This window comes from Pseudomonas sp. GV105 (assembly GCF_003058185.1).
Taxonomy (GTDB): domain Bacteria; phylum Pseudomonadota; class Gammaproteobacteria; order Pseudomonadales; family Pseudomonadaceae; genus Aquipseudomonas; species Aquipseudomonas veronii.
In genome coordinates, this window is the sequence record NZ_QBUF01000001.1 from 580,321 (window position 1) to 606,628 (window position 26,308).

General features: G+C 60.8%; 26 protein-coding genes. 14 read left to right on the plus strand and 12 right to left on the minus strand.

The window, feature by feature from the left end:
- Positions 1 to 35: 35 nt before the first annotated feature.
- Positions 36 to 401, plus strand: coding sequence for a response regulator (locus C8K66_RS02425; protein WP_057004155.1), 366 nt, complete (start codon positions 36 to 38; stop codon positions 399 to 401).
- 164 nt (positions 402 to 565) lie between these two features.
- Positions 566 to 1,966 (plus strand): DUF1254 domain-containing protein, encoded by a 1,401-nt coding sequence (locus tag C8K66_RS02430; RefSeq protein ID WP_046383513.1) that lies wholly within the window; start codon positions 566 to 568, stop codon positions 1,964 to 1,966.
- A 13-nt stretch (positions 1,967 to 1,979) separates the two neighbouring features.
- Here the strand turns inward: C8K66_RS02430 and C8K66_RS02435 are convergent, their stop codons facing one another.
- The 4 genes from C8K66_RS02435 to C8K66_RS02450 form a co-directional block, all read right to left on the minus strand.
- Entirely contained in the window at positions 1,980 to 2,651 is a 672-nt protein-coding gene (locus C8K66_RS02435; protein WP_108524176.1) for a DUF3313 domain-containing protein, read from the minus strand.
- A 77-nt stretch (positions 2,652 to 2,728) separates the two neighbouring features.
- Positions 2,729 to 3,223, minus strand: a complete 495-nt coding sequence (locus tag C8K66_RS02440; protein ID WP_046383514.1) for a hypothetical protein — start codon at positions 3,221 to 3,223, stop codon at positions 2,729 to 2,731.
- 68 nt (positions 3,224 to 3,291) lie between these two features.
- Positions 3,292 to 3,756: a DUF934 domain-containing protein gene (locus C8K66_RS02445; RefSeq protein ID WP_046383515.1), complete on the minus strand. Its 465-nt coding sequence runs from the start codon at positions 3,754 to 3,756 to the stop codon at positions 3,292 to 3,294.
- Positions 3,753 to 5,417: a nitrite/sulfite reductase gene (locus C8K66_RS02450; protein WP_108524177.1), complete on the minus strand. Its 1,665-nt coding sequence runs from the start codon at positions 5,415 to 5,417 to the stop codon at positions 3,753 to 3,755. The genes C8K66_RS02445 and C8K66_RS02450 overlap by 4 nt, the downstream gene beginning before the upstream one ends.
- A 240-nt stretch (positions 5,418 to 5,657) precedes the next feature.
- Here C8K66_RS02450 and ccoN point away from each other — a divergent pair, with 240 nt between their 5' ends.
- The 3 genes from ccoN to C8K66_RS02465 all read left to right on the plus strand — a co-directional run bounded on the left by ccoN (position 5,658) and on the right by C8K66_RS02465 (position 8,077).
- Entirely contained in the window at positions 5,658 to 7,085 is a 1,428-nt protein-coding gene (ccoN, locus tag C8K66_RS02455; RefSeq protein ID WP_017846282.1) for a cytochrome-c oxidase, cbb3-type subunit I, read from the plus strand.
- Entirely contained in the window at positions 7,085 to 7,294 is a 210-nt protein-coding gene (locus C8K66_RS02460) for a cbb3-type cytochrome c oxidase subunit 3 (protein WP_046383517.1), read from the plus strand. Before ccoN ends, C8K66_RS02460 begins: the two co-directional genes overlap by 1 nt.
- Positions 7,295 to 7,384: 90 nt before the next feature.
- On the plus strand, positions 7,385 to 8,077 hold the full coding sequence (locus tag C8K66_RS02465; RefSeq protein WP_046383518.1) for an aspartate/glutamate racemase family protein: 693 nt from the start codon (positions 7,385 to 7,387) through the stop codon (positions 8,075 to 8,077).
- Here the strand turns inward: C8K66_RS02465 and C8K66_RS02470 are convergent.
- Positions 8,074 to 9,225, minus strand: coding sequence for a glycerate kinase (locus tag C8K66_RS02470; RefSeq protein WP_108524178.1), 1,152 nt, complete (start codon positions 9,223 to 9,225; stop codon positions 8,074 to 8,076). The genes C8K66_RS02465 and C8K66_RS02470 overlap by 4 nt on opposite strands.
- A 91-nt stretch (positions 9,226 to 9,316) precedes the next feature.
- The gene (locus tag C8K66_RS02475; RefSeq protein ID WP_046489470.1) at positions 9,317 to 10,423 is read right to left on the minus strand and encodes a sugar diacid recognition domain-containing protein; all 1,107 of its coding nucleotides are present in this window, start codon (positions 10,421 to 10,423) and stop codon (positions 9,317 to 9,319) included.
- Between the two features lie 161 nt (positions 10,424 to 10,584).
- Between C8K66_RS02475 and C8K66_RS02480 the strand changes: the two genes are divergently transcribed.
- Positions 10,585 to 11,895 (plus strand): MFS transporter, encoded by a 1,311-nt coding sequence (locus C8K66_RS02480; RefSeq protein WP_017846287.1) that lies wholly within the window; start codon positions 10,585 to 10,587, stop codon positions 11,893 to 11,895.
- 38 nt (positions 11,896 to 11,933) lie between these two features.
- Here the strand turns inward: C8K66_RS02480 and C8K66_RS02485 are convergent, their stop codons facing one another.
- Positions 11,934 to 12,638: an SDR family oxidoreductase gene (locus C8K66_RS02485; RefSeq protein WP_017846288.1), complete on the minus strand. Its 705-nt coding sequence runs from the start codon at positions 12,636 to 12,638 to the stop codon at positions 11,934 to 11,936.
- Positions 12,639 to 12,739: 101 nt separating this feature from the next.
- Between C8K66_RS02485 and C8K66_RS02490 the strand changes: the two genes are divergently transcribed.
- The 3 genes from C8K66_RS02490 to rarD all read left to right on the plus strand — a co-directional run bounded on the left by C8K66_RS02490 (position 12,740) and on the right by rarD (position 15,775).
- On the plus strand, positions 12,740 to 13,642 hold the full coding sequence (locus C8K66_RS02490) for a LysR family transcriptional regulator (protein ID WP_046383522.1): 903 nt from the start codon (positions 12,740 to 12,742) through the stop codon (positions 13,640 to 13,642).
- Between the two features lie 81 nt (positions 13,643 to 13,723).
- Positions 13,724 to 14,734 carry an aldo/keto reductase gene (locus C8K66_RS02495; RefSeq protein WP_108524179.1) on the plus strand — a complete coding sequence of 337 codons (1,011 nt, stop codon included), beginning with the start codon at positions 13,724 to 13,726 and terminating at the stop codon, positions 14,732 to 14,734.
- Between the two features lie 159 nt (positions 14,735 to 14,893).
- Entirely contained in the window at positions 14,894 to 15,775 is an 882-nt protein-coding gene (gene rarD / locus C8K66_RS02500; protein WP_057004165.1) for an EamA family transporter RarD, read from the plus strand.
- Positions 15,776 to 15,828: 53 nt separating this feature from the next.
- Here rarD and C8K66_RS02505 read toward each other — a convergent pair whose 3' ends face one another.
- The 3 genes from C8K66_RS02505 to C8K66_RS02515 all read right to left on the minus strand — a co-directional run bounded on the left by C8K66_RS02505 (position 15,829) and on the right by C8K66_RS02515 (position 19,464).
- A complete protein-coding gene (locus C8K66_RS02505) occupies positions 15,829 to 17,043 on the minus strand; it encodes a dermonecrotic toxin domain-containing protein (RefSeq protein ID WP_256590893.1) in 1,215 nt (404 codons plus the stop codon).
- Between the two features lie 175 nt (positions 17,044 to 17,218).
- A complete protein-coding gene (hppD, locus tag C8K66_RS02510) occupies positions 17,219 to 18,295 on the minus strand; it encodes a 4-hydroxyphenylpyruvate dioxygenase (RefSeq protein ID WP_017846293.1) in 1,077 nt (358 codons plus the stop codon).
- A 245-nt stretch (positions 18,296 to 18,540) separates the two neighbouring features.
- The gene (locus tag C8K66_RS02515) at positions 18,541 to 19,464 is read right to left on the minus strand and encodes a DMT family transporter (RefSeq protein WP_057004167.1); all 924 of its coding nucleotides are present in this window, start codon (positions 19,462 to 19,464) and stop codon (positions 18,541 to 18,543) included.
- A 78-nt stretch (positions 19,465 to 19,542) separates the two neighbouring features.
- Between C8K66_RS02515 and C8K66_RS02520 the strand changes: the two genes are divergently transcribed.
- The 3 genes from C8K66_RS02520 to C8K66_RS02530 all read left to right on the plus strand — a co-directional run bounded on the left by C8K66_RS02520 (position 19,543) and on the right by C8K66_RS02530 (position 22,605).
- Entirely contained in the window at positions 19,543 to 20,457 is a 915-nt protein-coding gene (locus C8K66_RS02520) for a LysR family transcriptional regulator (RefSeq protein WP_046383527.1), read from the plus strand.
- Positions 20,458 to 20,504: 47 nt separating this feature from the next.
- Entirely contained in the window at positions 20,505 to 22,046 is a 1,542-nt protein-coding gene (locus C8K66_RS02525; RefSeq protein WP_108524180.1) for an EAL domain-containing protein, read from the plus strand.
- Positions 22,047 to 22,242: 196 nt separating this feature from the next.
- Positions 22,243 to 22,605 carry a histone-like nucleoid-structuring protein, MvaT/MvaU family gene (locus C8K66_RS02530; protein ID WP_017846297.1) on the plus strand — a complete coding sequence of 121 codons (363 nt, stop codon included), beginning with the start codon at positions 22,243 to 22,245 and terminating at the stop codon, positions 22,603 to 22,605.
- 115 nt (positions 22,606 to 22,720) lie between these two features.
- On the opposite strand, the gene C8K66_RS02535 is transcribed toward C8K66_RS02530, so the two are convergent.
- Positions 22,721 to 23,257, minus strand: a complete 537-nt coding sequence (locus C8K66_RS02535; RefSeq protein ID WP_108524181.1) for a DUF4946 domain-containing protein — start codon at positions 23,255 to 23,257, stop codon at positions 22,721 to 22,723.
- 198 nt (positions 23,258 to 23,455) lie between these two features.
- On the opposite strand from C8K66_RS02535, the gene gloA reads away from it, so the two are divergent.
- Positions 23,456 to 23,977: a lactoylglutathione lyase gene (gloA, locus tag C8K66_RS02540; RefSeq protein WP_108524182.1), complete on the plus strand. Its 522-nt coding sequence runs from the start codon at positions 23,456 to 23,458 to the stop codon at positions 23,975 to 23,977.
- 243 nt (positions 23,978 to 24,220) lie between these two features.
- Here gloA and C8K66_RS02545 read toward each other — a convergent pair whose 3' ends face one another.
- The gene (locus C8K66_RS02545) at positions 24,221 to 25,117 is read right to left on the minus strand and encodes a LysR family transcriptional regulator (protein WP_108524183.1); all 897 of its coding nucleotides are present in this window, start codon (positions 25,115 to 25,117) and stop codon (positions 24,221 to 24,223) included.
- 105 nt (positions 25,118 to 25,222) lie between these two features.
- Between C8K66_RS02545 and C8K66_RS02550 the strand changes: the two genes are divergently transcribed.
- Positions 25,223 to 26,218, plus strand: a complete 996-nt coding sequence (locus C8K66_RS02550) for an aldo/keto reductase (protein WP_057004170.1) — start codon at positions 25,223 to 25,225, stop codon at positions 26,216 to 26,218.
- Positions 26,219 to 26,308: the final 90 nt, after the last annotated feature.

The following is a 26,308-nucleotide window of genomic DNA, read 5'->3' on the forward strand; positions in this document are numbered from 1 at the left end:
CGCCCAGCACCTTCACTTTTTCAGGAATGTTCACTATGTCGGCACCCACCTCAACCATTCTCGTAGTCGAAGACGACTCAATTGTGCGTATGCTGATCGTCGATGTACTCGAAGAGTTGGGGTTCGGTGTGCTGGAGGCTGAAGACGCCAAATCGGCGCTTGAATTCGTAGAGGACACAAATAAAGTCATTGATCTGATGATGACCGATGTCGGCCTGCCGGATATGAATGGCCGGGACTTGGCCACCCAGGCGCGTAAACTGCGCCCGCAACTGCCGGTCCTGTTTGCCAGTGGTTATCCCGAGAGCATCGAGGTTCAGCCGGGCATGCAATCGATCGCCAAGCCGTTCTCCATCGATCAATTGCGCAATAAGGTTAAGCAAATGCTTGACGCAGCCTGACGTTGCGTTTTTGTCCAGTGCCGCCCACAGGGGCGGCATTTTTACGTCAAGCTGTATGTCATACCGGGATTAACGTGACGTTCGGCCAATAAAGTTGGAAACTCGCCGCTTTGCCACACCATTCAATAGTACTCCTCACAAGCCCTCTGGAAGGACGCAACAACATGATTGGAAAACCGACGCGCCTGCTGTTGGCGAGCCTCTCGATACTCATGAGCTCTGGCGCCTGGGCCGACTTCACGGCCACCCCCTCTGAGGCTCGGGCAATCGCCAAGGAAGCCTATTTGTATGGTTACCCGGTCGTGGAAATGTACAAAACGCTCTACACCCAGGCGGTCGACAAGGGCGGCGTCAACTTCAAGGCGCCGTTCAACCATATTGGCAACACCGCCCAGGTCTTCACCCCCAAAGACACCACACTGGCCACGCCAAACCCCGACACGCCCTACTCCTTCGTCTGGATGGACCTGCGTAGCGAGCCGCTGGTGCTGACGCTGCCCAAGATCGAAGACAACCGCTATTACTCGGTGCAACTGGTCGACCTCTATACGCATAACTTCGCGTACCTGGGCACGCGCAGCACCGGCAACAATGGCGGCCACTACATGATCGCCGGGCCCGACTGGAAAGGTCAGCAGCCGGTCGATGTGGATCGTGTGGTGTATAGCGAAAGTAACCTCGCTTATGCGCTGTACCGCACACAGTTGTTTGATGAAAAGGACCTGAACAAGGTCAAGCAGATCCAGAATGGCTACAAAGTGCAGTCGCTCAGCAGCTATGTGAAACAGGCCGCCCCGGCCAAGGCGCCGAAGATCGATTGGCCCAAACCGCTGGCCAACATGACCGAAGGCCCGCAACTGTTCCGCTACTTGAACTTCATGCTCGCCTTCGCTGCCCCCCAGGACAGCGAGAAAGACCAACTCGCACGCTTTGCCACCATCGGCATCGCACCGGGTGCGCCGTTCAAGGTCAACCAGTTGAGCGCCGAACAGCGTAAAGCACTGGAAGACGGGATCGCCGACGCCAAGGCTGAGTTCGCGGCGTTCAAAAAAGACAAACTCGACACCCAGCAGGTCGCCATAGGCGACCTGTTCGGCAACCGCGATCACCTGAAAAACAACGACCTGTACCGCTATGCCGGTGCCGAAGTGGGGCTTTTCGGCAACTCTGCCGATGAAGCCACCTACTTCAATTACGTCGTCGACAGTGAAGGCAAGCCCGCCAACGGCGCGCGCCATAGCTACACCGTCCACTTCGCCAAGGACCAACTGCCGCCGGCCGACGCCTTCTGGTCACTGACCCTGTACAACGCCAAGACCAAGTTGCTGGTGCCCAACCACAAAAAGCGCTATGTGATCAATTCGCGGATGTTGCCCAACCTCAAACTGGACGCCGATGGCGGCCTGACCCTGGCGCTGCAACACCACGAACCGCCAAAAGCCGAACAGAGCAACTGGTTGCCGGCACCGCCCGGCCCGTTCTACGCGGTGTTGCGCCTGTACCTGCCCAAACCCGAGGCGAACAACGGCCAGTGGAAGCTGCCGCCGCTGACGCCACTGAAGTGATACGGTCGGCGACTTACCGCTTTTTCAGTTTCAGATACGACTGATGCAAATCCGACGCCCAACCGTCGATCACGCTTTTCACGTCATTGGGCGTCATCACCTGCGAGTCGTTTTCCAGCGGCTTGCCGGTGCCCTTGCGTACTACCTCGGCAACCACCTTGCCGTTGGCGCCGTCGAGAAACTGCGCCTCGGTGCCCAGCACCGTGTCCTGGTCGCGGATGCCGGTGCCGGTACTCACCGCAGCGGCCACCAGGGCGACCGGCACGAACTCATAAGGTTTCAGGCCCTGGGTTTTGCTGCTGACTGCCGTAATCGCCGCACGCACCACTAACACTCCGGCGCCGGGCCCTTGGGCAAGGGGCAATGACTTGCCGACTTCGCGCTTGAGGGCCTGGTTGAAGTAGTCATTGATGCCACGCAACGTGCTCTCAGGAATTTTCGCGGTGGCTTGGGGCCTGGGGTAAAACTGCGTCGGTTCGATATACACCGCGTTGTAGCGGCTCATATCCAGTTTCGGATCGACCCAACGCAGCACCTCGACGCCCGAAGGCGACTTGGCCGGCTTGAGACGGCTGTAATCGGACAGGAATCCTGAATACTCATCCGGTTGCGTGACTTGGCTGGCACAGCCCACCATCCCGATCGTGGCGATGCAGAGCGTGCTGATCATTAGCCTTAGTTTCATCATCGAACTCCTTGGCAGTCATCATCAGAACGTTGAGCTGTAGGTATAGCCAATCCTTGGAAAAAGCGCTGAAAAGCTCAGCCGCGCTCGCGCGGGATCAGGCTCTGCAACTGTGCGGCCAGGAAGTTCGCGTTGAAGGCGAAGGTGTCCGGGTCTTTCAAACCGTTGGTTTTCTTCCACAACCAGTCGTTTTTGTCCGCCGGCAGCACCAGTGAAACACTGCCGTGCCGTGCCGCCGTCAGGCCCATGACCGACACCGAAATCAAGCCGCCGACGCCCATCACGTCCGGCACGAACTCCACATTCTTGCCGGTGATCTGCACGGTGAGTTTTTCGCTCTTGAACGGCGATGTCTCCACCGGAACGCTCGGGCCGCTGGCGACATACGCTTCACGGTGGACTTCAAGCAAACCAGCGGTATTGACCGGTTCCAGCCATTGTTCGATCTGCTGGAACAGCTCGCCGAGCTTTAGCGCCCAGCGCGCCGATTGCACCTCGAACTGCTGTTTTTTGTGCGCTTCGCTATCGGCGTAATGACGAAGCATCTCGCCCAGTTGCTGTACATCATCCATTGCGGTTTTCCTCGGGTGAGCCGTAGTGCGAACCGCGATCATGGCAGATGCGGCAACTCACCGTATGATTAACGCCTGCGAAACAGCGGGCGCGGCTCGATCACGCTACGCCCGTACTGCACGCTCATCCCCGCCAGCCCTTTCAGGGCGTCTTCAGCCGACTTGTCCGCGCGCACCGCAAACGCATCGAACCCGCACTGGCGCATGTGGCTGAGCTGATCGCGTAGCACATCGCCAATCGCCCGCAACTCGCCTCGCCAGCCCATACGCGTGCGCAACAGATAGGCCTGGCTATAGGCGCGGCCGTCACGAAAGCTGGGGAAATCCAGGGCAATCAGCGGCAGCGTGGCGAGCCAGGGCTGCAGCTGTTCGACCTCATCATCCGGGCCCAGCCACACGCCATGCCCCGGCGCATAGGACGCCAGCGGCAGGATCAGCGCAGCGCCCTCCGGCACCTCGTCACGCACCAACACCCACGGATCATCCGCCACCAGACGCGCCTGCCCCTGCTCAAGCTTCAACAGATTGTTCATGCCGGCTGCTCCGCGTACACCTGCTCCTTGAACGGCTCCAGGCCAATGCGCTGCACGGTATCGACAAAGCGCTCTTCGCTTTCGCGGTAGCGCACGAAGGTATTGATCACGCGCTCGATCACATCCGGAATCTCGGCGGCGCTGAACGACGGGCCGATCACTTTGCCCAGTGAACTGTGTTTGCCCTGGGCCCCGCCGAGGGTGATCTGATACCACTCACTGCCATTCTTATCGACGCCCAGGATGCCGATATTGCCGATGTGGTGATGGCCGCAGGCATTGATGCAGCCGGAGATGTTCAGGCTGATGTCACCCAGGTCGTGCAGGTAGTCGAGGTTATCGAAGCGCTGCTGGATCGCCTGAGCGATGGGGATCGACTTGGCATTGGCCAGGGCGCAGAAGTCACCGCCGGGGCAGGCGATGATGTCGGTCAACAGGCCGATATTCGCCGCACCCAGGCCGTGTTCGCAGGCCAGGCGCCACACGGCATGCAGATGCTCCTTGGGCACATCCGGCAACACGATGTTCTGTTCATGGGCGATACGGATTTCGCCAAAACCGAACCGCTCCGCCCACTCAGCCACGGCCTCCATTTGCGGGGCGCTGACGTCGCCGGGCGGCGCGCTGATGCCGGGCTTGGTGGACAACACCACGCTGGCGTAGCCCGCGACTTTATGCGGCATGACGTTACGGCTGACCCAGCGCGCAAAGCCCGGGTTGTCGGCCAGTTCGGTGCCGTAGGCCAGGCTGGTATCGCTGAGCGACGCATACGCCGGCGGTACGAAGGCCGACGCCACGCGCGCGTATTCGGCATCGGTCAACTGCGCCGGGCCATCGCGCAGGTACTGCCATTCTTCCTCCACCTCCTGGGAAAACGCGTCGATCCCCAGCGCCTTGACCAGGATCTTGATGCGCGCCTTGTACTTGTTGTCCCGCCGGCCATGCCGGTTGTACACGCGCAACACCGCCTCGACGTAGGACAGCAGGTGCCGCCACGGCAAGCCCTCGCGAATCTGCAAGCCGAGGATCGGCGTGCGGCCCAGGCCGCCGCCCACCATCACGCGCAGCAGCATCTCGCCTTGGTCATCACGGTAAAGGTACAGGCCGATGTCATGCATCATGATCGCCGCGCGGTCTTCGCGGGCCGAGCAGATGGCGATCTTGAACTTGCGCGGCAGGAACAGGAATTCCGGGTTGATGGTCGACCACTGGCGCAGAATCTCCGCCAACGGGCGCGGGTCCAGCAGCTCGTCGGCCGCGACCCCGGCAAAGGCTTCGGTGGTGATATTGCGCACGCAGTTACCGGAGGTCTGGATCGCATGCATGTCCACCTGGGCCAGGCGTTCGAGGATGTCGGGCACCTGGTGCAGCTCGATCCAGTTGAACTGCAGGTTCTGCCGGGTGGTGAAGTGGCCGTAGCCACGGTCGTAGTCGCGGGCGATGCTGGCCAGGGTACGCATCTGTTCGGCGCTCAAGGTGCCGTAGGGAATCGCCACCCGCAGCATGTAGGCATGCTTTTGCAGGTACAGGCCGTTCTGCAGGCGCAAGGGCAGAAACTCTTCTTCGCTCAATTCGCCGGCGATAAAACGCTCGACCTGATCACGAAATTGCGCCACGCGCTCGAACACCAGCGCCCGGTCGTATGCATCGTACTGGTACATATCACCGCCTCATCAGGGTTGGCCGCGTCCCAGGGCGCGGCTTCTAGGGGGGCGACTATGCGCCTGCGGCGCAGGGCATTAAAGATTCAGGTGCAGGCTTAAAAAGCGGATCAGATGGGCTATAAGCCGTGCTTTCACGCCGAATAAACTGATCCGTAGTAATCAGCTTTTTCTGAGTCTGTTTTGTTTTAGCCACACTTCCTACAGTGCCTGCCACTTGGAACCGTGGGAGGACTGAGCATGAGCACAGCAACAATCGGACAGGCCTATAACTACAAGGTCGTCCGCCAATTCGTGATCGCCACCATCGTCTGGGGCGTGGTGGGCATGGCCATGGGCGTGTGGATCGCTTCGCAGCTGGTCTGGCCGGAAATGAACCTCGATTTGCCCTGGACGACTTTTGGCCGACTGCGACCGTTGCACACCAGCCTGGTGATCTTCGGGTTCGCCGGCAGCGCGCAGTTCGCCGCCAGTTATTACGCGGTACAGCGCACCTGCCAGGTGCGGCTGTTTTCCGACAAGCTCGCCGCATTTACCTTCTGGGGTTGGCAATCGGTCATCGTGATCATGTTGATCAGCCTGCCGTTGGGCTACACCACCACCAAGGAATACGCCGAGATCGAATTCTCCGGCGCGGTATGGATGACGGTGGTGTGGGTGGCCTACGCCATTGTGTTTTTCACCACCGTAGTACGCCGCCAGACCCGGCACATCTACGTGGGCAACTGGTTTTTCGGCGCGTTCATCCTGGTGATCGCCATGCTGCATGTGGTCAACCACCTGGCGATTCCGGTGGACTGGTTCAAGTCCTACCCGGTGTATTCCGGCGCCACCGATGCGATGGTGCAATGGTGGTACGGGCATAACGCCGTGGGCTTTTTCCTGACCACCGGCTTCCTGGGGATGATGTACTACTTCGTGCCGAAACAAGTCGGACGGCCGGTGTATTCCTATCGCCTGTCCATCGTGCATTTCTGGGCGCTGATCACCTTGTACATCTGGGCCGGTCCGCACCACTTGCATTACACGGCGCTGCCGGACTGGGCGCAGTCGCTGGGCATGGCGATGTCGCTGATCCTGCTCGCGCCGAGCTGGGGCGGCATGATCAACGGCATGATGACCTTGTCGGGCGCCTGGCATAAGTTGCGCAGCGACCCGATCCTGCGCTTTTTGGTGTTGTCGCTGGCGTTCTACGGCATGTCGACGTTCGAAGGGCCGATGATGGCGATCAAGACCGTCAACGCCCTCTCCCACTACACTGACTGGACTATCGGCCACGTCCATGCCGGCGCGTTGGGCTGGGTGGCGATGATCACCTTCGGCTCGCTGTACCACATGATCCCGAAAGTCTTCGGCCGCCAGCAGATGCACAGCGTGACGCTGATCAACCTGCACTTCTGGCTGGCGACCATCGGCACCGTGCTGTACATCGCCTCGATGTGGGTCAACGGCATTACCCAGGGCCTGATGTGGCGTGCGATCAACGATGACGGCACCCTCACCTACTCGTTTGTCGAGGCCTTGCAGGCCAGCCATCCGGGGTTTGTGGTGCGCTTTGCCGGTGGCGTGTTGTTTCTCAGCGGCATGCTGCTGATGGCCTACAACACCTGGCGCACGGTGCGGGTTGCCGACTTGCGGGTCGCGCAGCTTGACGCGAGGATCGTCTGATGTGGAGCTTTCTGATGGTGGTGTGCCTGTATGGCGCGGTGGAGTACTGTTTGCGCGGTCAATCCGAGGAGACGCTGGATGAGGCCAGTTTGATTCCGTTCGCCGACGACCCGGAGGTGGCGCGCCGGGTGGAGCTGGCCACCGGCAAACAGATCCACGCGGTGGCAGCGGAGCAAGCCAGGCCGGGCTGGGGCAATCTGGATATGTGAAACTGCTCCGCTGATTTGGCGCGCAACTGCGTATGACTATTCGGCGGCCGATGGGTAAGGTGATGCGATATTTCTTGTCAGGAGCATCGCATGCACACCATCGGCCTGATCGGCGGCATGAGCTGGGAGTCCAGCGCCGAGTACTACCGCATCATCAACCAGCGCGTGCGCGACCAGCTCGGTCCGCTGCGTTCGGCGCAACTGCTGATGTACAGCGTGGACTTCGGCCCGGTGGAACAGGCCCAGCATGCCGGACGCTGGGACGACGCCGCGCTGATCCTCGAGGATGCTGCGCGCCGCCTGCAAGCAGGGGGGGCCGAGTGCGTGGTGCTGTGTACCAACACCATGCATTTGGTGGCGCCGCGGATCGAAGCGGCGGTGTCGATTCCCTTTCTGCATATTGCCGATGCCGCAGGTGCCGCGGCCGTCGCCGCCGGCACCCTGACCGTGGGTTTACTCGGCACCGCGTTCACCATGGAACAGGACTTTCTCACCTCGCGCCTGGCCGCCCACGGCCTGAACGTGCTGGTGCCCGATGCGAACGAGCGCCAGGCCGTCCACCGGATCATCTATGAGGAATTGTGCGTCGGCGTGATCAGCGAGGCGTCACGCCAGGTCTATCAGCGCGTGATCGCATCCCTGGCCGCACGCGGCGCCCAGGCAATCATCCTGGGCTGCACGGAAATCGGCCTGCTGATCAAACCCGAACACAGCAACCTGCCGCTGCTCGACACCACGGTGCTGCATGCGCAGGCAGCGGTGGCGTTCGCGTTACGGGACTAAGCCGAGGTTCTTGACCCCGCCGCGCGGCGCCACAGCCGCGCAACATCCGCCGCTCTCTCACGCAACAAGCGCGGTGCCTCGCTGCAGGCCTGCTCCAGGCTCATCGGCCCGGACGGCAAGGCGAAGGCTGCATCCACGCCGTGGGCGTACATCTGCTCGTAGCCTTCACCCAGCGTGCCGGCGATCACGATCACCGGGACCTGGTGCCGCTGGGCGATGCGCGCCACGCCGAAGGGTGTTTTACCGCGCAACGTCTGGGCGTCGAAACGACCTTCACCGGTGATCACCAGGTCGGCGCCGCGTATCGCTTCGTCGAGGCCGACCAGTTCGGCGACCACCTCCACCCCCGCACGGAACTGCGCCCCGAGGAAGGCCTTGGCGGCGAACCCCAGTCCACCGGCGGCGCCACTGCCGGGTTCGTCGCGCACGTCATTGGGCAAGACCTTGGCGCAGTGGTCGGCAAAATGGCCGAGGGCCGCGTCGAGTTGTTCGACCTGCTGCGGATCGGCGCCTTTTTGCGGGCCGAAAATCGCCGAGGCGCCATGGGGGCCGCACAACGGGTTATTCACGTCGGCGGCGATTTCAAAGCGCACCTGGGCCAGGCGCGGGTCGAGTTGTTCCAGGCTGATCCGCGCCAGGCGGGCCAAAGCCAGGCCGCCCGGTGCCAGAGGGTGACCCTCGGCATCGAACAACTGCACGCCGAGTGCCTGCATCGCGCCTGCGCCGCCATCGTTGGTGGCACTGCCGCCAATCGCCAGGATGATGCGCCGGGCACCGGCGTCCAGGGCCGCGCGGATCAGTTCGCCGGTGCCGAAGGTGGTCGTGGAGCACGCGTCGCGCTGCCCCGGTGCCACCAATTGCAGGCCGCTGGCTTCGGCCATTTCGATGAGTGCGGTGTGGCTGTCGGCCAGCCAGCCCCAATGCGCGTCAACCGTAGCGCCCAAGGGGCCTTTCACCGACTGGTGCCGCAGTTCGCCCTGGCAGGCGGCGAGTACCGACTCCACCGTGCCTTCACCACCGTCCGCCATCGGGCACTGGACCACGTGTGCATCCGGCCAGACCTGCGCCAAGCCTTCGGCAATGGCCTGGGCGACGCCTTCGGCACTCAGGCTGTCCTTGAACGAATCGGGGGCGATGATGATTTTCATGGGCGTTCTCCGGTTTTTATGCCGCCCATGCTGCCAGTTGGCAGCGGCAATGACGCTGGTCCGATGCACAAGTGCGAACCCGGCTTGTTGGTCATTCCGACAAAACCTGGGGCAGCAGCTGGACGCCAAGGTACAGCGCGAGCATGCCATCCAGCGTCAACGGGTCGACCCCGCTGAGTTCGGCAATGCGCTCCATGCGGTAGCGCAGGCTGTTGCGGTGAATGCCCAGCGCATCGGCGCATGCCTGGCTTTGCCCGTCGTGTTCGCACCAACTGCGCAAGGTCGCCTGCAGTTGGCCGTTGTTGTCCTTGGCCAGCACTTTTCGCAGCGGGTTGAGCAATTCGTCCAGGGCATCATCGTTGCGATGCCGCCAGAGCATCACCGGCAGGCGATAGCGGTTGAGGGTCAGCAGCCGTGAATGCGGCAGGACATCGCGGCCGTAGGCCAGCAGGTCGCCCACGCGTCGATAACAACGACGCAACCCCGCCAAGCCATCGGCTTGCCCGCCCACCGCCACCCGCAGAATCGTCCAGCCCAGGCCTTCGAGCTTTTCCAGCAGGCGCGGATTGTCCACCGGCACCGCCGCCGGCCTGCACCATAGCAGCGAATACTGCGCGGAGCTGACGCACCAGCTGTCCGGATAGCGCGACGTCAACCAGGCGCTCAGCGCTTCCGCCGTCTGCCCCGCCCCCAACTCGAACAGATACGGCGTGCGCGCCATTTGCGGCTTGAGCCCCAGTTGCTGCGCCTCATCCACCAGGCGTGGCGAGTCGCCAGTGTCGGCCAGCAGCAACGCCAACAGATCGTCGCAGCGCTGGCGTCGCCATTGTTGCTCGGCTTGCTGATGCCGGTGGCTGACCAGCATTTCTGCGGTCATGCGTACCAGTTCGGCATACGTGCGCAGCCCCTCCGGCTCGCCGGTAATGCCGAGCACGCCGATCAGGCGCTGGTCGTGCATCAACGGCAGGTTGATGCCCGGTTGCACGCCCTTGAGGTGCTTGGCGGTCTGCCCGTCGATCTCCACCACGCGGCCGTTGGCCAACACCAGTTGCGCGCCTTCATGCCGCGTGTTGATGCGCTCCGGCTCGCCGCTGCCGAGGATCAGGCCCTGGCTGTCCATGACGTTGACGTTATGCGGCAGGATCGCCATGGTGCGATCGACGATATCCTGCGCCAGGTCATGATCCAGCTCGAACATGGGGCTAATTTCCTTGAAAGCGGCGGTTGTTCATCGGCACAGCGCAAAGGATGCTTCACTGTGCGCGAGCACAAAGACAGCACCCCGCCAGGTGGCCGAGACTCATGGGGCGATCAACGTTACCCTCGCATCGCAAAAAATCATAATAAAGAGAGACTCCCATGTCACAGAGCGCCGTTGCACCACTGGCCACCGATGACGATAAAAACGCCATCTACAAGCGCATTACCCTGCGCCTGATCCCCTTCATTTTTATCTGCTACCTGTTCAACTACCTTGACCGGGTGAACGTTGGCTTTGCCAAGTTGCAGATGCTCGATGCGTTGAAGTTCAGCGAAACCGTGTACGGCCTGGGTGCCGGGATCTTCTTTATCGGCTACGTGCTGTGTGGCGTGCCGAGCAACCTGGCGCTGACCAAGTTCGGTCCGCGGCGCTGGATTGCCTTGATGATGATCGTCTGGGGCACGCTGTCTACCTGCCTGCTGTTCGTCACCACGCCGACGCATTTCTATACGTTGCGCCTGTTGACCGGTGCCGCCGAAGCCGGCTTCTTCCCCGGTGTGGTGCTGTATCTCTCGCAGTGGTTCCCGACGTTCCGCCGTGGGCGGATCATGGCGTTGTTCATGTCGGCGATTCCGGTGTCCGGCCTGTTGGGCAGCCCGTTTTCCGGCTGGATACTCAACCACTTCGGCGCCGGCCAAGGCGGGCTCGCCGGCTGGCAGTGGATGTTCCTGTTGCAAGGCATCCCGACCGTAATCCTGGGCGCCCTCGCCTATTTCCTGCTCAGCGACAGTTTTGCCAACGCCAAATGGCTCCAACCGCATGAGCGCGCAATGCTGGAAGCCGACCACGCGACTGACCTGGCGAACAAGCCGAAAACCACCACCGATTCCCTCGCCGAAGTGTTCAAGAACCCGGCGATCTGGGCGTTCGGCTTGATCTATTTCTGCATTCAGAGCGGCGTCTACGCGATCAACTTCTGGTTGCCGTCGATCATCAAGAACCTGGGTTTCAGCGATAACCTGGTGATCGGCTGGCTCAGCGCGATCCCCTACCTGCTGGCCGCGGTGTTCATGTTGCTGGTGGGCCGCTCCGCCGACTTGCGCAAGGAGCGGCGCTGGCATTTGGTAGTGCCGATGTTGATGGGCGCGCTGGGCCTGGTGATCGCGGTGAATTTCGCCACCACCCCGGCCATCGCCATTCTCGGCCTGACCATCGCCACCATGGGCGCCCTCACCGGCCTGCCGATGTTCTGGCCGGTGCCCACCGCCATGCTCAGTGCGGGCGCGGCGGCAGGTGGCCTGGCGTTGATCAACTCGATGGGCCAGATGGCCGGCTTCCTCAGCCCGTACATCGTCGGCTTTGTGAAGGATGCCACCGGGTCCACGGATATCGCGCTGTACCTGCTGGCGGCGGTGATCGTCGGCGGCAGTGTGTTGGCACTGCGTATGACCCGCACCCTCAAAGTCTGACAGTTGGAGCAGGCTTGCTCCTACTCTGGGTTGGGGATTTACAACTGGCCGCCGCCGTCGATATCGATCACGGCGCCGGTCATAAAGCCATTTTCCATGGCCAGCACAAACCCCGCCGCCACTTCGTCGGCCTGCCCGACACGACCTACTGGCAATGCGCCCTCCACCTTGGCAAACATCGCCAGGCGCTGCGTGTCGTCCAACCCGGCATACGCCGGCGTGTCGATCACGCCAGGGCTGATCACATTCACCCGACGCGGTGCCAGCTCCTTGGCCAATTGCTTGCCCAGCGCTTCGGTGGCGGCATTGATACCGGTCTTGATGAACTGACCGGGCGCCAATTTGCGCCCCAGTTGACCGGAGGTCAGGCTGATGCTGCCGTGCTCGTCGAGGAACGGCAGCGCCCGTTGAATCGCACGCAACGAACCCCAGAGTTTAACGTTGAAATTATCCTGGGCTTCGTCCAGGTCGGTGTCGATCAGGTTCTTGGCGCGCACCGACGGGCCGGCGGTATAGACCAGATGATCAAAGTGCCCCACGGCTTCGAACAGGCGTTGCAGGGACGCGCTGTCGGTGACGTCCACCGGTTCGCTGCGCACGCCGTTATCGACGCCGGAGGACACACGCCGTCCGGCCAGCACCACCTGCGCGCCACGCGCGGCTGCCGCCTTGGCCACTGCCGCGCCAATGCCGCTGCTGCCGCCGATAACGATGACAGTTTTACCGCTGAGGGAATGGGTCATGGGGAAAGATCCTGGGTCAAAAAATGAGCGTTCATCTTCCCAGCTTGGCAATCAGCGAAAAATCCCGGTAAAACGACAAGATATTTAAAGGATTTTTACAAATGAGCTCGATTCTCGACCTGGAAGTCTTCGTGCGCAGCGCCGACACCGGCAGCCTGTCGGCGGCCGCGCGCAGCCTCAGCCTCACGCCGGCCGCCGCGAGTATTGCGCTCAAACGCCTGGAAACCCGCCTGGGCATACGGCTGCTGGCGCGCTCCACCCGCAGCATGCGCCTGACCGAGGAAGGCCGGCGCTATCTGGACAGCGTGCGTGTGGCCCTGGAAGCCCTGTCCGAGGGTGAACAGGCGATCAAGCAACAAGGCCAAAGCCTCAGCGGTTGGCTGCAATTGGCCGCGCCTTCGGATTTCGGGCGCAACGTGCTGCTGGGCTGGCTGGATGAGTTCAAGCTGGAGCACCCGAACATCCGCGTTCAACTGTTGCTGAACGACAGTAACGCCGACCTGTTCCGCGAAACTGTCGACATCGCCCTGCGCTTCGGTGTACCCCGTGACTCCAGCCTGGTGGCGTTGCCAGTGGTGCCGGACCACCGCCGCATCGCCTGCGCCAGCCCCGCCTACCTCGCGCGCCATGGCGCACCGAGCACGCCGGCAGAACTGGCGCAACACAATACGCTGCGCTACATGCGCCAGGGGCGGGCCAACAACACCTGGTACTTCCGCCAAGGCGCCGAGCTGCAGGAAGTCGAGGTGACGGGCGACTATTTGAGCGATGACGGCGAAATCGTGCGGCGCTGGGCATTGGCCGGGCATGGCATCGCCTATAAAGCCAACCTGGATATCGCCAGCGACATCCAGGCCGGGCGCCTGGTGCCGCTGTTGACCGACTGGCAGGGCGAACCCACGCCCTTCAATCTGATGTGCCCCCATCGCCTGCAAGTGTCGGAACGGGTGAAAGTGTTGCATCGCTTCCTCCAGACACGTTGCCGGACGCTGCTGAGCGTATGAAGAAACACGCCCAGGGCTTGTCCCAGAGCCTGCGAGTCTGGTATTGCATGGCACACGTTTTCCTGATTTGAGGAGCTTTGCATGATTTATCGCACGTTGGGCCAATCCGGGTTGAAGGTCAGCGCCTTGACCCTGGGCACCATGATGTTTGGCGAACAGACCAACACCGAAGACTCGTTGCGCATCATCGACAAGGCCTGGGACCAGGGCATCAACTTCATCGACACCGCCGACGTTTATACAGGCGGACGTTCGGAAGAGCTGGTCGGTGAAGCCATCGCCCGCCAGCGTCAGGATTGGGTGGTGGCGTCCAAGGTCGGCTTTGGCCCACCGGACGGTTTGCCCAACCGCAGCGGTTTGAGCCGCAAGCGTATTTTCAATGCACTGGAAGCCAGCCTGACCCGCCTCGACACCGACTACCTGGATATCTACTACCTGCACCGCGAAGACCACAACACCCCGCTGGAGGTCAGCGTATCGGCGATCGGCGACCTGATTCGCCAGGGCAAGATCCGTTACTGGGGCCTGTCCAACTACCGCGGCTGGCGCATTGCCGAAGTGATTCGCGTGGCCGAGCGCCTGGGCGTGGACAAGCCGGTAATCAGCCAGCCGCTGTACAACATCGTCAATCGCCAGGCCGAGATCGAACAGATCACCGCCGCAGCCGCCTATGGCTTGGGCGTGGTGCCTTACAGCCCACTGGCCCGTGGCGTACTCAGCGGAAAATACGCACCCGATGCCACGCCCGAGGCCGGCAGCCGCGCCGCGCGGCAGGACAAGCGCATTCTGGAAACCGAATGGCGAGTCGAGTCGCTGCACATTGCCCAGCAGATCCAGCAATACGCCCAAGAACGTGGCGTGGGGATTGTCGAATTCGCAATCGCCTGGGTACTGAATAACGCGGCCGTCAGCTCTGCGATTGTCGGCCCGCGCACCGAAGCGCAGTGGGATGCGTACACCGGCGCACTGGATGTGAAGCTCACGGCTGAGGACGAGGCCTTTATCGACTCGCTGGTGACGCCGGGGCACTCGTCCACCCCGGGCTTCAATGATGTCGGTCACTTTGTGTCGGGGCGCATGGCACGCACGTAACCCCCCGGAAAATCGCAGTTCACTGCCCTTCTGCCGAGGGCAGTGAGCAAAACCTGGATGAAACGCCCCAAAACAGAGCCACCCTCTGACGCCAAAAGCACTATATTCCCCTGCTGAAATCCCCCCTCTTTTGTATCCAACGGTTTTCGCGAGGACAGCGTGTCTAAAGGTGTTGTGTTATCGGTCTTGGCTTCGGTGTTGTTTGCCGTGATGTATTACTTCACGTCGCTGCTGACGCCCTTGAGTGGCCTGGAGATTTTCGGCTGGCGCATGTTACTCACCGTGCCGTGCATGACGGTGTTCATGCTCATCAGCGGCGAATGGCGACGGGTATGGGACGTGCTGCGGATGCTGGCGGCCAGGCCGCGACTGATCGGCGGCATCGTGGTGTCCTCGGCGCTGCTCGGCGTGCAATTGTGGCTGTTCATGTGGGCGCCGCTGAATGGGCGCAGTCTGGATGTGTCGGTGGGCTATTTCCTGCTGCCGCTGACCATGGTGCTGACCGGACGCCTGGTGTACGGCGAACGCTTGTCGCGGCTGCAACAGATCGCGGTGTTTTTTGCAGCCCTTGGGGTGCTTAACGAACTGTATCAGGCCGGTGGTTTTTCCTGGGCCACGCTGGTGGTGATCATCGGCTACCCGGTCTATTTCGTGGTGCGCAAATACCTGACCACCGACCATTTGGGCGGGCTGTGGCTGGACATGGCGCTGATGCTGCCGGTGGCCTGGTGGTTTGTGCAAAGCGGCGAACAGGGCTTTGCGGTGATGGCGGCCCATCCGAAACTGTACGCATTGATCCCGATGCTGGGCGTCATCAGTGCCTCGGCGCTGGTGAGCTATATCATTGCCAGCCGCTTGCTCGCATTCAGCCTGTTCGGGTTGCTCAGTTATGTGGAGCCGGTCCTGCTGCTGGGGGTGGCGTTGCTGCTGGGTGAAGGTATCAAGACGGGCGAATGGCTGACCTACATCCCGATCTGGCTGGCGGTGATGGTGCTGGTGTACGAAGGCTTCAAGCACCTGGTGCGCCAACGCAGGGCATAAGCGCGAGAGCGTGGGGGGCATCCATGCCCTCCTGCTCAGGGCTGCGCCGCCATTCAGCGGGTTTGCACCTGGACTGTTGGCTGAACAGGCGTGCCGAATTGCTTTTCCAACATGTCGGCCAAGGCGTTCAGTCGCTCGCGCCCTGAGCCGTAGAACGGGATGTCGCTCTGCACTTGATTGCCTACCTCTTCCAGGGAGGCATCCATCACTTCTTTCTTGACGCCAAACAGATTGCCCAGTCGATTGCCCTGGTTCAGCTCGAGCAACGTGCCTGTGACCGGGTTCTTGGCGATTTTTTCGATAGAATAAGCCACGTCTTCAGGAACGCCCAACGCCTCCAGCGCCGTCCCCAGGCCATGGCCTGGGTTTCTGAGCTGCTTGAGGAATTCGCCGTAGAGCCCATTCAGATCATTGGCGCCCACATTGCTCAGGATCAGATTGCCGACATCCGCTTTGTATTCCTGAGGCGTCATCAGTACGAGCGGGTCGTTATTGTTCAGCCCGTTACGCACTAAGTAGAGACCATCCTTGCTACCGCCATGCAGGTTGCCGTAAGCGTCATAATTGTAAATCACCTTATTGCCATCCTCGCGTGTCCCGATGTAGGTGGCCTTGCCATCCGGCGACAGGCTGTGGAGGCGCGTGTCGGTCAGGCCGTTGACGGGCACCGGCGGGGTGCTGGCGTCTTTGTCCAGACGCGTAAAGATGTCCCCCTTCTCATACCCATAACTGCCGACCACCGCATTGATATCGCCCGCGGCAAATTTCCCCAGCACCTGCTTGACCCGCTCCACTTGCTTTGGCGCCGCGTCACTGGAGAAGTGTGCGGCAAGCTGGTCCACCTTCTTTGGATCGCTGAGCGCCGCCTTGAGCGAGGCTGTCATTTCTTCACGGGTGTTGAATGCGTGAAACGACTGACCTTCTTGCTCCGGCAAATACATCAGAAAGTTCGGCCCTTCGGCGGTCGCCGGCGTGCGCTTGGCCATGACGATGTCTTTGGCTTGCGCGCCATCGACGGCAAAGGTCGACACCTGCACACCGGGGGCTCCCGGTTTGCCAGGCCTTACGACGGCAGTCGCCAGCGCTCGCCCGCCGGCACTCAGCGAACCGTCGCGGAACTCTGACTGTATGCGGTCCATGTAGTTTTGAAACGCCTGGTCGACTGGGTCCGAGTCGCTGGTCGAGCGGATGCGGCGAGTGGACACTGCGGGCTCGTTTTGCGCGTAAGGGGTAAGCGGATGTTGGCTTGCATAGGATGTATTGATCATAAAATGTATCCCGACGTGACTACTGAAGTTCGGCATCCCTGCATCAAGGCACAGGAGGTTTCCTGCGGCCCTGCCATCTTTGTGGACGCGGCTCGAAATACGGTTCCTCACACCTGGCGTACAAAAAAACCCGGCAGAGGCGACCTCGACCGGGCTTGTTGTGACGAGAAGGTGATCAGTCGGTGTTCAGTACACCGCGGCGCACCTGGTCACGCTCGATGGACTCGAACAGCGCCTTGAAATTGCCCTCGCCGAAGCCATCATCGCCCTTGCGCTGGATGAATTCGAAGAACACCGGACCCATCAGGGTTTCCGAGAAAATCTGCAACAGCAGGCGTTTGTCACCTTCAATGGACGAACCGTCGAGCAGGATGCCGCGCGCTTGCAGTTGGTCCACCGGCTCGCCATGGTTCGGCAGGCGACCTTCGAGCATTTCATAGTAGGTATCCGGCGGCGCGGTCATGAAGCGCATGCCGATCTTCTTCAATGCGTCCCAGGTCTTGACCAGGTCGTCGGTGAGGAACGCCACGTGCTGGATGCCTTCACCGTTGAACTGCATCAGGAACTCTTCGATCTGCCCGGCGCCCTTGGACGACTCTTCGTTGAGCGGGATGCGGATCATGCCGTCCGGGGCGCTCATGGCCTTGGAGGTCAGGCCGGTGTACTCGCCCTTGATATCGAAATAGCGCGCTTCACGGAAGTTGAACAGTTTCTCGTAGAAGTTGGCCCAGTAGGCCATGCGCCCGCGATACACGTTGTGGGTCAGGTGATCGATGACCTTGAGGCCGGCACCGACCGGGTTGCGCTCTACGCCTTCGAGGTAGACGAAATCGATGTCGTAGATCGAACTGCCTTCACCGAAACGGTCGATCAGGTACAACGGCGCGCCGCCGATGCCCTTGATCGCCGGCAGGTTCAGCTCCATCGGCCCGGTGTCGATATGGATCGGCTGGGCGCCCAGTTCCAAGGCGCGGTTGTAGGCCTTTTGCGAGTCCTTCACACGGAACGCCATGCCACACACCGATGGGCCGTGCTCGGCCGCGAAGTAGGAGGCGATGCTGTTGGGTTCGTTGTTGAGAATCAGGTTGATCTCACCCTGGCGATACAGGTCAACGTTCTTGGAACGGTGGGTCGCGACTTTGCTGAAGCCCATGATCTGGAAGATCGGCTCCAGGGTGCCTGGGGTGGGTGATGCGAATTCGATGAACTCAAAGCCCATCAGGCCCATTGGGTTTTCGTATTGGTCAGCCATTTTCGGCGCCTCTTCATTCTTGGGATGAACGGATGTCAATTGCCAGCAAGGATGAAGTGGGAGGGAGGCGCACACGAGAGACCTCGCACGCTGCGGGCGAGGAAGTCACCGAAGATGAGGGGGGAGCCGAGTAGCTTCATGGGTACATCAGTCTCTGACGGCTGAGGCTTGCGTGAGCGCAAGTCCATATTCTTGTATGCGTAAATCGATTCTACACAGCGTAACAGTGTTTGTCCGCACTCTTATCAAATCCCCATTGGCCTGCTCGGAGCAAGGGGTTTGTTGCACAGGTAGATACCGAGCAGGATCACCGCGCCGCCCAACAGCATCGGCAGAGTCAGTCGCTCATCCAGCAACACCGCGCCGCAAATGACGGCGGTCAGCGGATTCAGCGCGATAAACACACCGGCGCGGGTCGCGCCGATTCGGCGGATGCCGTCGTACCAGCCGATATACGCCAGCGCCGAGCCCAGCACCCCGAGGTACAACAGGCTGAACAGTTGCGGCCAATGCACGGCGGCCAGCGCATTCAGGCTGATCCTGCCACTGATGAGGGTGGTGGCCGTCAGCATTACTGTCCCCAGCAGAATCGACCACGTGACTGTTTGCAACGCGCCCAGGCTGTGATTGAGCTCACGGGAACACAATGAGTACACGCCCCACCCCACCACGCAGCCGAAGATCAGTAAATCGCCGACCCACGCGTTGGCTGCGGCCTGCAGCAGTTGGGGATTGCGGCTGACAATCACCGTGCCCGCGCCGACCAGGCACAAGGCAATCCCCAGCCACTTGGCCGCGCCCAGGCGCTCCTTGAACAGCCACCATGAAGCCACGCCGATCACTGCGGGGTTTAGGGCCACGATCAAGGAGGCTCGCGATGCATTGATGTAATGCAGGCCGTAAAAGAAGCACAGGTTGTAGAAAAAGATGCCGAAAAAACCCAGCACGGCCAGGCGCACCCATTGCCTGGCGTCAGGGCGAGTCAGGCGCACGCGTGCGCAGGCCATGAACAGCAACAGTGCAACGCTCGCCGATAGAAAACGCAGGGTCGCGGCCAGCAGCGGGTCAAGGTCGGCCGCCAGGTAGCGGCCGGCCACAAAGGTCCCGCCCCAGATCATGGTCACAGCGGTGAGCTTCAGATAAGTCGAGCGGTCGGGGGAAGATGTCATCGGCGGGTTGCTCTGTGGCCTGTAGGATTGGCGTATCCTCCAGCTAATGATCATTCATCGTAAAATGAGTAAATACTCATGACCCTCACGCAATTGGAAATATTCTCGCGGGTCGCCGAACTGCAAGGTTTCACCAGTGCGGCCCTTCGCCTGGGGATCAGTCAGTCTGCCGTGTCCCATGCGATCAAAGCCCTGGAGCAAGAGCTGGGGGTGGAGTTGTTTCGACGCCATCAGTCCCCAATCGAGCTCAGCGACATCGGCCGGCAACTGCTGATGCGCGCCCGCACGTTGCTCGGCGTGGCCGACACCTTGCAGCAGGAAGCCTGCGACGCGCGCGGGATGAAACGCGGTACGCTGCGCATCGGCTCTTTCGGCCCCACCTCATCCAATCGCCTGCTGCCGCGCATTCTTAAGCGCTATCGGCTGCAGCATCCGGGCATTGAAGTGCATGTCGACGAAGGCCCGGATCGCCAAGTGATCCAATGGCTGGATGAGCGGCGTATCGACGTCGGGTTTGTGGTACTGGAGCACGAGCGATTCGATACGTTTGCGCTGTTCAAAGACCAGATGGTCGCCCTTTTGCCCGCCGCCCACCCCTTGGCCGAACGCCCTTGCGTGGCACTGAAGGCGCTGTGCACCGACCCGTTCATCCTCACCGAAGCCGGCTCGCTGGAACTGGTCTCGCGACTGTTCGACAGCGCCCGGTTGACCCCGAATGTGCGTTATCGCTGTTCGCAATTGCTCAGCACCCTGGAGGCGGTGAGTCGCGGCGACGGCGTCAGCGTGGTGGCGCAGGCGTCGCTGCCCGAAACGCCGGATGCGCGCTACACCGTGCGCCCGCTGTCGCCGCCGGTCAGCCGCGAAGTTGGCCTGGCGGTGCTGGATCAACGCCAGTCGACGCCGGCGACCCTGGCCTTTATTCAAGTTGCACAAAGCGTGGATTTCTCTGCCGCGGCGAGCTTAATTGAGCCCGGCCATCTATCATCGAGTTAATCCTGCGCCTTGCGGCGTTCCGCCTCCCACCACAGACCGTTCGCCCCATGCCCCTGACCGTCAACGGCCCGCAAAAACGCGCCACCCGCTACCTGATCAGCGCACTCAGCGCGCTGCTGCCAATCGGCCTGGGCATACTCATCCTGCACTGGCAGGCTGAACGCACGCTGCAACAAAGTACCGCGCAGATGGCCCAGGAAGCGGTGCGCCAGTTCGACCTGATGCTCGACAACACCGCCCTCGCCGCCCAGGCCTTGCTGCCACTGGCCGGCCAGCCCTGTGACAGCGGCGTGCAGCTGGCACTGCGCGAGCAAGTCACGCGCCGGCCGTTTGTACGGGCAACCACCTTGTCCTGGCAGAAAAACATCTATTGCAGCTCTTTGTTCGGCGGTGGTTATGAATCGCAGGTCAACCCGGGCGATTATGTCGATGGGCGCTTGTGGTTGATGGATGGCAACCCGGTCACACCGGATACCGCGCTGCTGGTATACCGCCTGGTCGACGGCGATCAAGGCGCCTTTGCGTCGATTGACGGCTACCACCTGACCAACGCCCTACGCCTGATCAGCCGCCACGCAGAGCTGGTCCTGCAGGTAGGGCCGCACTGGATGGGCGCTGACGGCAAGGTGCAGGACACGGCGCTACCGGTATTTGCCGTGGCCCATCACCATCTGGTGTCGCCGCGTTATCACTACAGTGTCGACGCCGGCATGCCGGCCGGGGAAACCTGGCGATATATGCAGGAGCGTTACCCGGCGCTGTTCAGCCTGGTGGTGTTCTTCGGTGTACTGGCGGGCGTGCTGGCTCACTGGCTGCAGAAACGCTCGTCGGCCCCGACCCACGAGCTGCAACGGGCCCTGGGCGCCAATGAGTTCGTCGCCTATTTCCAGCCGGTGGTACGCGGCGATACGCGCGAGTGGGCCGGCTGCGAAGTCTTGATGCGCTGGAACCACCCCAAGGAAGGCCTGGTGCGGCCGGACCTGTTCATTCCGCTGGCCGAGGATTGCGGCCTGATCGTACCCATGACGCGCGCGCTGCTGCGCCAGACGGCAGCGCAACTGGCGCCGCATGCCGAGCGTTTTCCCCGTGGTTTCCATATCGGCGTGAATATCACCGCGCGTCATTGCCAGGACTTGGCCCTGGTGCAGGACTGTCGCGAGTTTCTCGCGGCCTTCCCGCCTGGCCAGGTAACCTTGGTGCTGGAACTGACCGAGCGCGAGCTGATCAACCCTACGGACATCACCCGCCGCCTGTTCGATGCGCTGCATGAACTGGGCGTGATGATTGCAATCGATGACTTCGGTACCGGTCACTCCAGCCTGGCCTACTTGCGCAACTTCAATGTCGACTACTTGAAGATCGATCAAAGCTTTGTCGCCATGATCGGTGTAGATGCACTCTCGCGGCATATTCTGGACAGCATCATAGAGCTGTCCGGCAAGCTCGACTTGGGCATCGTTGCCGAAGGCGTGGAAACAATCGAGCAATGTGAATACCTGGCGGCACAAGGCGTGGATTTCCTGCAGGGTTACCTGTTCGGGCGCCCGCTGCCCTGCGATGAGTTCATTAAATCCCTGATCAGCCATTGAATAGCCATCTACCGCGCCGATGAAAGAGTGTTAATTAGCTAAAGACATGATTTACTCGTGACGGATTAACTACTACAATTTTTCATACCTGTGCAGAACTCGCAGGAAGGCTTCTTTCTTGAGTCGCCTTACAGCTCTTGGCTTATAGCGTTATCTGCAGTTGATATCAGCCAAATACACTATTGGAGTAAAGATTTTGTCCAGACTCGCCGAATTTCGCGCAGCAGAAAAAGCCCTTCAAGAGCAGCTTGCCCAGCTGGAATCCCTGAAGAACGACGCTGGCCTGAAGAAAGAAATCGAATTCGAAGAAAAGCTGCAAGCGTTGATGAAGAGCTATGGCAAGGGCCTGCGCGATATCATTTCCATCCTTGACCCTAACCCAGGCAAGGCCGCAGCGGTCGCCACCGCACCAAAACAGCGTCGCGCACGCGTGGTCAAGGTTTACCAGAACCCGCACACCGGCGAACTGATCGAGACCAAAGGCGGCAACCACCGCGGCCTGAAAGCCTGGAAAGAACAGTACGGTGCTGCCACTGTAGATTCCTGGCTTCGCGGCTGATCGACAACGCACTTGCAAAGAGCCCCGCAACAGCGGGGCTTTTTTTGTTTAAACGTTCGAATGCGAACTTAAATAACATTTCACTTTGTTCAAAAACGCTTACCGTGGGGCCTTTTCAAAGTTTCAGGCTGTCGCGCACCGAACGGACTTCATCCTTGCTCGCTTCGTATGCTTGCGTCTGGCCTGCGTATGAAAAAACAAAGGCTTTATCGGTATCAACAGCGCCCACCAATGTTTGCGAGAGTACGTGGCGGCCGTTCTCGGTAATCACACAAGTAGTTTCCAGCGCCTCAAGACGACTCAATGTTGTAGGATGCATCTTGCTGCACACACTTTGATAGCCGCCCTGGGCAAAGTCTTTCTGGATGGACTTGCGCATTTCCAGTAACACGCCCTCAAGATTGACGGCATGCCCGGCCTCGATCGGCGTGCCCGTCAACTCCATGACCATCACTGTCGCGCCATTTTCATCATTCTTGATTGCCCGTTGCCGAGACACCGGTTGAGTGTTGGCGGGCGTCTCCCCGGCAGGCTCCACTTCCTCGATTTGCCAGCCGCTGGGCCAGTGAATTTCCGGTTCGGCCGCCAGCGCCATAGGGCTACCCAATAACAAACACAACGTGCTCAACAACGCTGTACGACATTCGCTCATTACAAAAACATCCCAGGTTCAAGCGCCGAAGTTTGCGGCCCAGCCCCTGCGGCTCGCAAGGCCTGCGTGGGCTTTTTCATTTGGCGCGGCGGGCGGGCCTTGCGTATCATGGCCCAGCCGCACGAATGCTTGCCGCAAGCCAAGGGAACGCACCGCTCATCTCACGCCGCGTTTGCCCCATTTTTTTCTGGAGGGCCCATGAGCCTGCACGATCTGAACACTTTCCCGGGCGTCACCGCCCAGCCTGACACCGCCACGTCGAACTTCGTGTTCAACCACACCATGCTGCGGGTCAAGGACATCACCAAATCCCTGGATTTCTACACCCGCGTCCTCGGGTTCTCGCTGCTCGAAAAGCGCGACTTCCCGGAAGCCGAATTCAGCCTGTACTTCCTCGCACTGGTGGACAAGGCCCGGATCCCCGCAGACGCCACCGAGCGTACCCAGTGGATGAACTCGATCCCAGGCATCCTGGAACTGACCCACAACCACGGCACCGAAAACGACGCCGACTTCGCCTACCATAACGGCAACACCGACCCACGCGGCTTTGGCCATATCTGCATTTCGGTGCCGGATATCGTGGCCGCGTGCGAGCGCTTCGAAGCCCTCGGCTGCGACTTCCAGAAGCGCCTGAGCGATGGCCGCATGAAAAGCCTGGCGTTCATCAAGGACCCGGACGCTTACTGGGTTGAGATCATTCAGCCCACGCCGCTGTAAAAATCCGACGCCATCAAAATGTCCGATGCCACGCCTAGCGTGAGGACATGAGACGCCAAGAAAACCTACACGGCGCAGCCCTCCGCTCACTGAAGCACTGGCGCTTTGGTGGGCTGGGGGCCATATGGGTGTGCAGCGGTTGCACGCGTGGGCATGTCAGAACCAGGCCCCGGCAATCGCAATGACACGACCCAGGCCGGCGGACGTCATCGCGCAATCCCCAAGCGTGCCACGAATGGCGTGTTACGCAGACTCTCCATAACGGAAGAATTCTATGAAGGCCCGCAATGCAGGACGCATCAGTCGCCGGGAAGGATAGTAGATATAAAAGCCATCGAAGGGTGGACACCATTCTTCCATGACGGAAATCAGCCTGCCTGCGCGGACATCGGCCAAAACGCTTTCCTCAAACAAAAAAGCCAGCCCAATGCCGTCGAGGGCGGCCTGCCTCATCAGTTCCTGCTGTGGCAGGATCAGATTGCCGTTCACCCCGACACTGATGGCATGCCCGTCGCGCTCCAATTCCCAGCGGTAGATACGGCCACTCTGGAACCTGCGGCGGATGCAGTTGTGTGCGGCCAGGTCGCGGGGGTGCAGAGGCTTGGGATGCCCGGCGAAGTAAGCCGGGGCCCCAACGATCATGCCGCGCCGTGCCCCACCAGCGCGTACCGCGATCATGTCGATCTCCAGGCTCTCCCCGAGCCTGATCCCGGCGTCACACCCTTCCTCGACTATGTTCTCAAACGTATCCGAAACGCGAATGTCGAGCTCAATCGCAGGATAGAGCGCCACGAATGCCGGCAGTCGACGCATGATGACTTCCTGGACAGCGAGGAGCGGCATCGTGATCCGTAAGGGACCAGAAGGCGCAACAGCATCCTCCGTAACTTCCGCGAACCCGGTTTCGATTTCGGCGAGAGGGCCTGTGACCCGTGCCAGAAGGCGTTCGCCCTCCTCTGTCGGGCGTGTCGAGCGTGTGGTCCTTGCCAATAGGCGCAGCCCCAAGGCGCCCTCTAACGTGGAGACCGCATGGCTGACCGCAGAAGGCGCGATGCCGAGTTGATCGGCCGCCGCGCGAAAGCTGCCTGTCTTGGCGACGGCGACGAAAACGACGAGTTGGGAGAGCTGTGTTCTGTCCATTGTTCTAAATTTTAGATCAACACAATCTCGCTTGCACGGGTTATCAGTGCTAGTCGCTCGCTCTACCCTGTTCGTATTCCGGCTAACTTCACAGAGGAACACGTTATGGAACATCGCAAATTAGGCAAAATCGACGTCTCGGCCATCGGTTTGGGCTGCATGGGACTGAGCCAGGCCTATGGCGTCCAAGATGAAACCAGTTCAATCCAGACACTGCATCGTGCAGTCGAACTTGGCGTAACCTTCTTCGATACTGCCGAGGTTTATGGTCCGTATCGCAACGAGATACTTCTGGGCAAGGCGCTCAAGCCGTATCGGGAACGCGTGGTCATCGCGACGAAGTTTGGCTTCATCTACAACCGGGATCGGAACGATTTCGGTGAAATCACCGGAACGGATGGCCGTCCCGAAAATGCCCGGGCCGTCGCGCACGCTTCGCTGAAGCGCCTCGATACCGACGTCATCGATCTCTACTATCTGCACCGTGTCGACCCAGCGGTGCCCATCGAAGAAAGTGTCGGAGCAATGGCCGAACTGGTCACCGAGGGCAAGGTTCGCGCGATCGGCCTTTCCGAAGTCTCTGCCGAGACATTGCGCCGAGCCCACGCCATCCACCCGATCACCGCGTTACAGAGCGAATATTCTCTGTGGACGCGTGATGTCGAAACCAATGGCGTTCTCGACACTTGCCGCGAGCTGGGCATTTCCTTCGTGCCGTTCAGCCCGCTCGGCCGCGGCTTCCTGACCGGCAAGGCGCCCGTTACCGCCACGCTGGAAGCGGGAGATTTCCGACACAATCTGCCGCGCTTCCAGCCTGGGCACGTCGAGGCAAACCGCAGGTTGGTGAGCGTGATCGAAGAAATCGCCGCCGCAAAAGGAGTGAGCGCTGCGCAAGTCGCCCTGGCTTGGGTGCTGGCCCAGGGCAACGACATCATTCCGATCCCCGGTGCGAAACGCCTCGAACATCTGGAGCAGAACGTCGCCGCGACCCGCCTGAAATTGACCGAAGAGGAATGCACCTGGCTCGAAGCGACGTTCTCGCCCGAAAACATCTCGGGCAACCGATACCCGGCAGCGTTTGAGGTGATGTCTCAGAAATAAAACCCGCACTGAAGGTGCAGACCTTGTGTATCGGGCAGTGGCGTGGCCCAGCAAAATACGCTACCGAAACCATCCTGAAATAAAAAACCC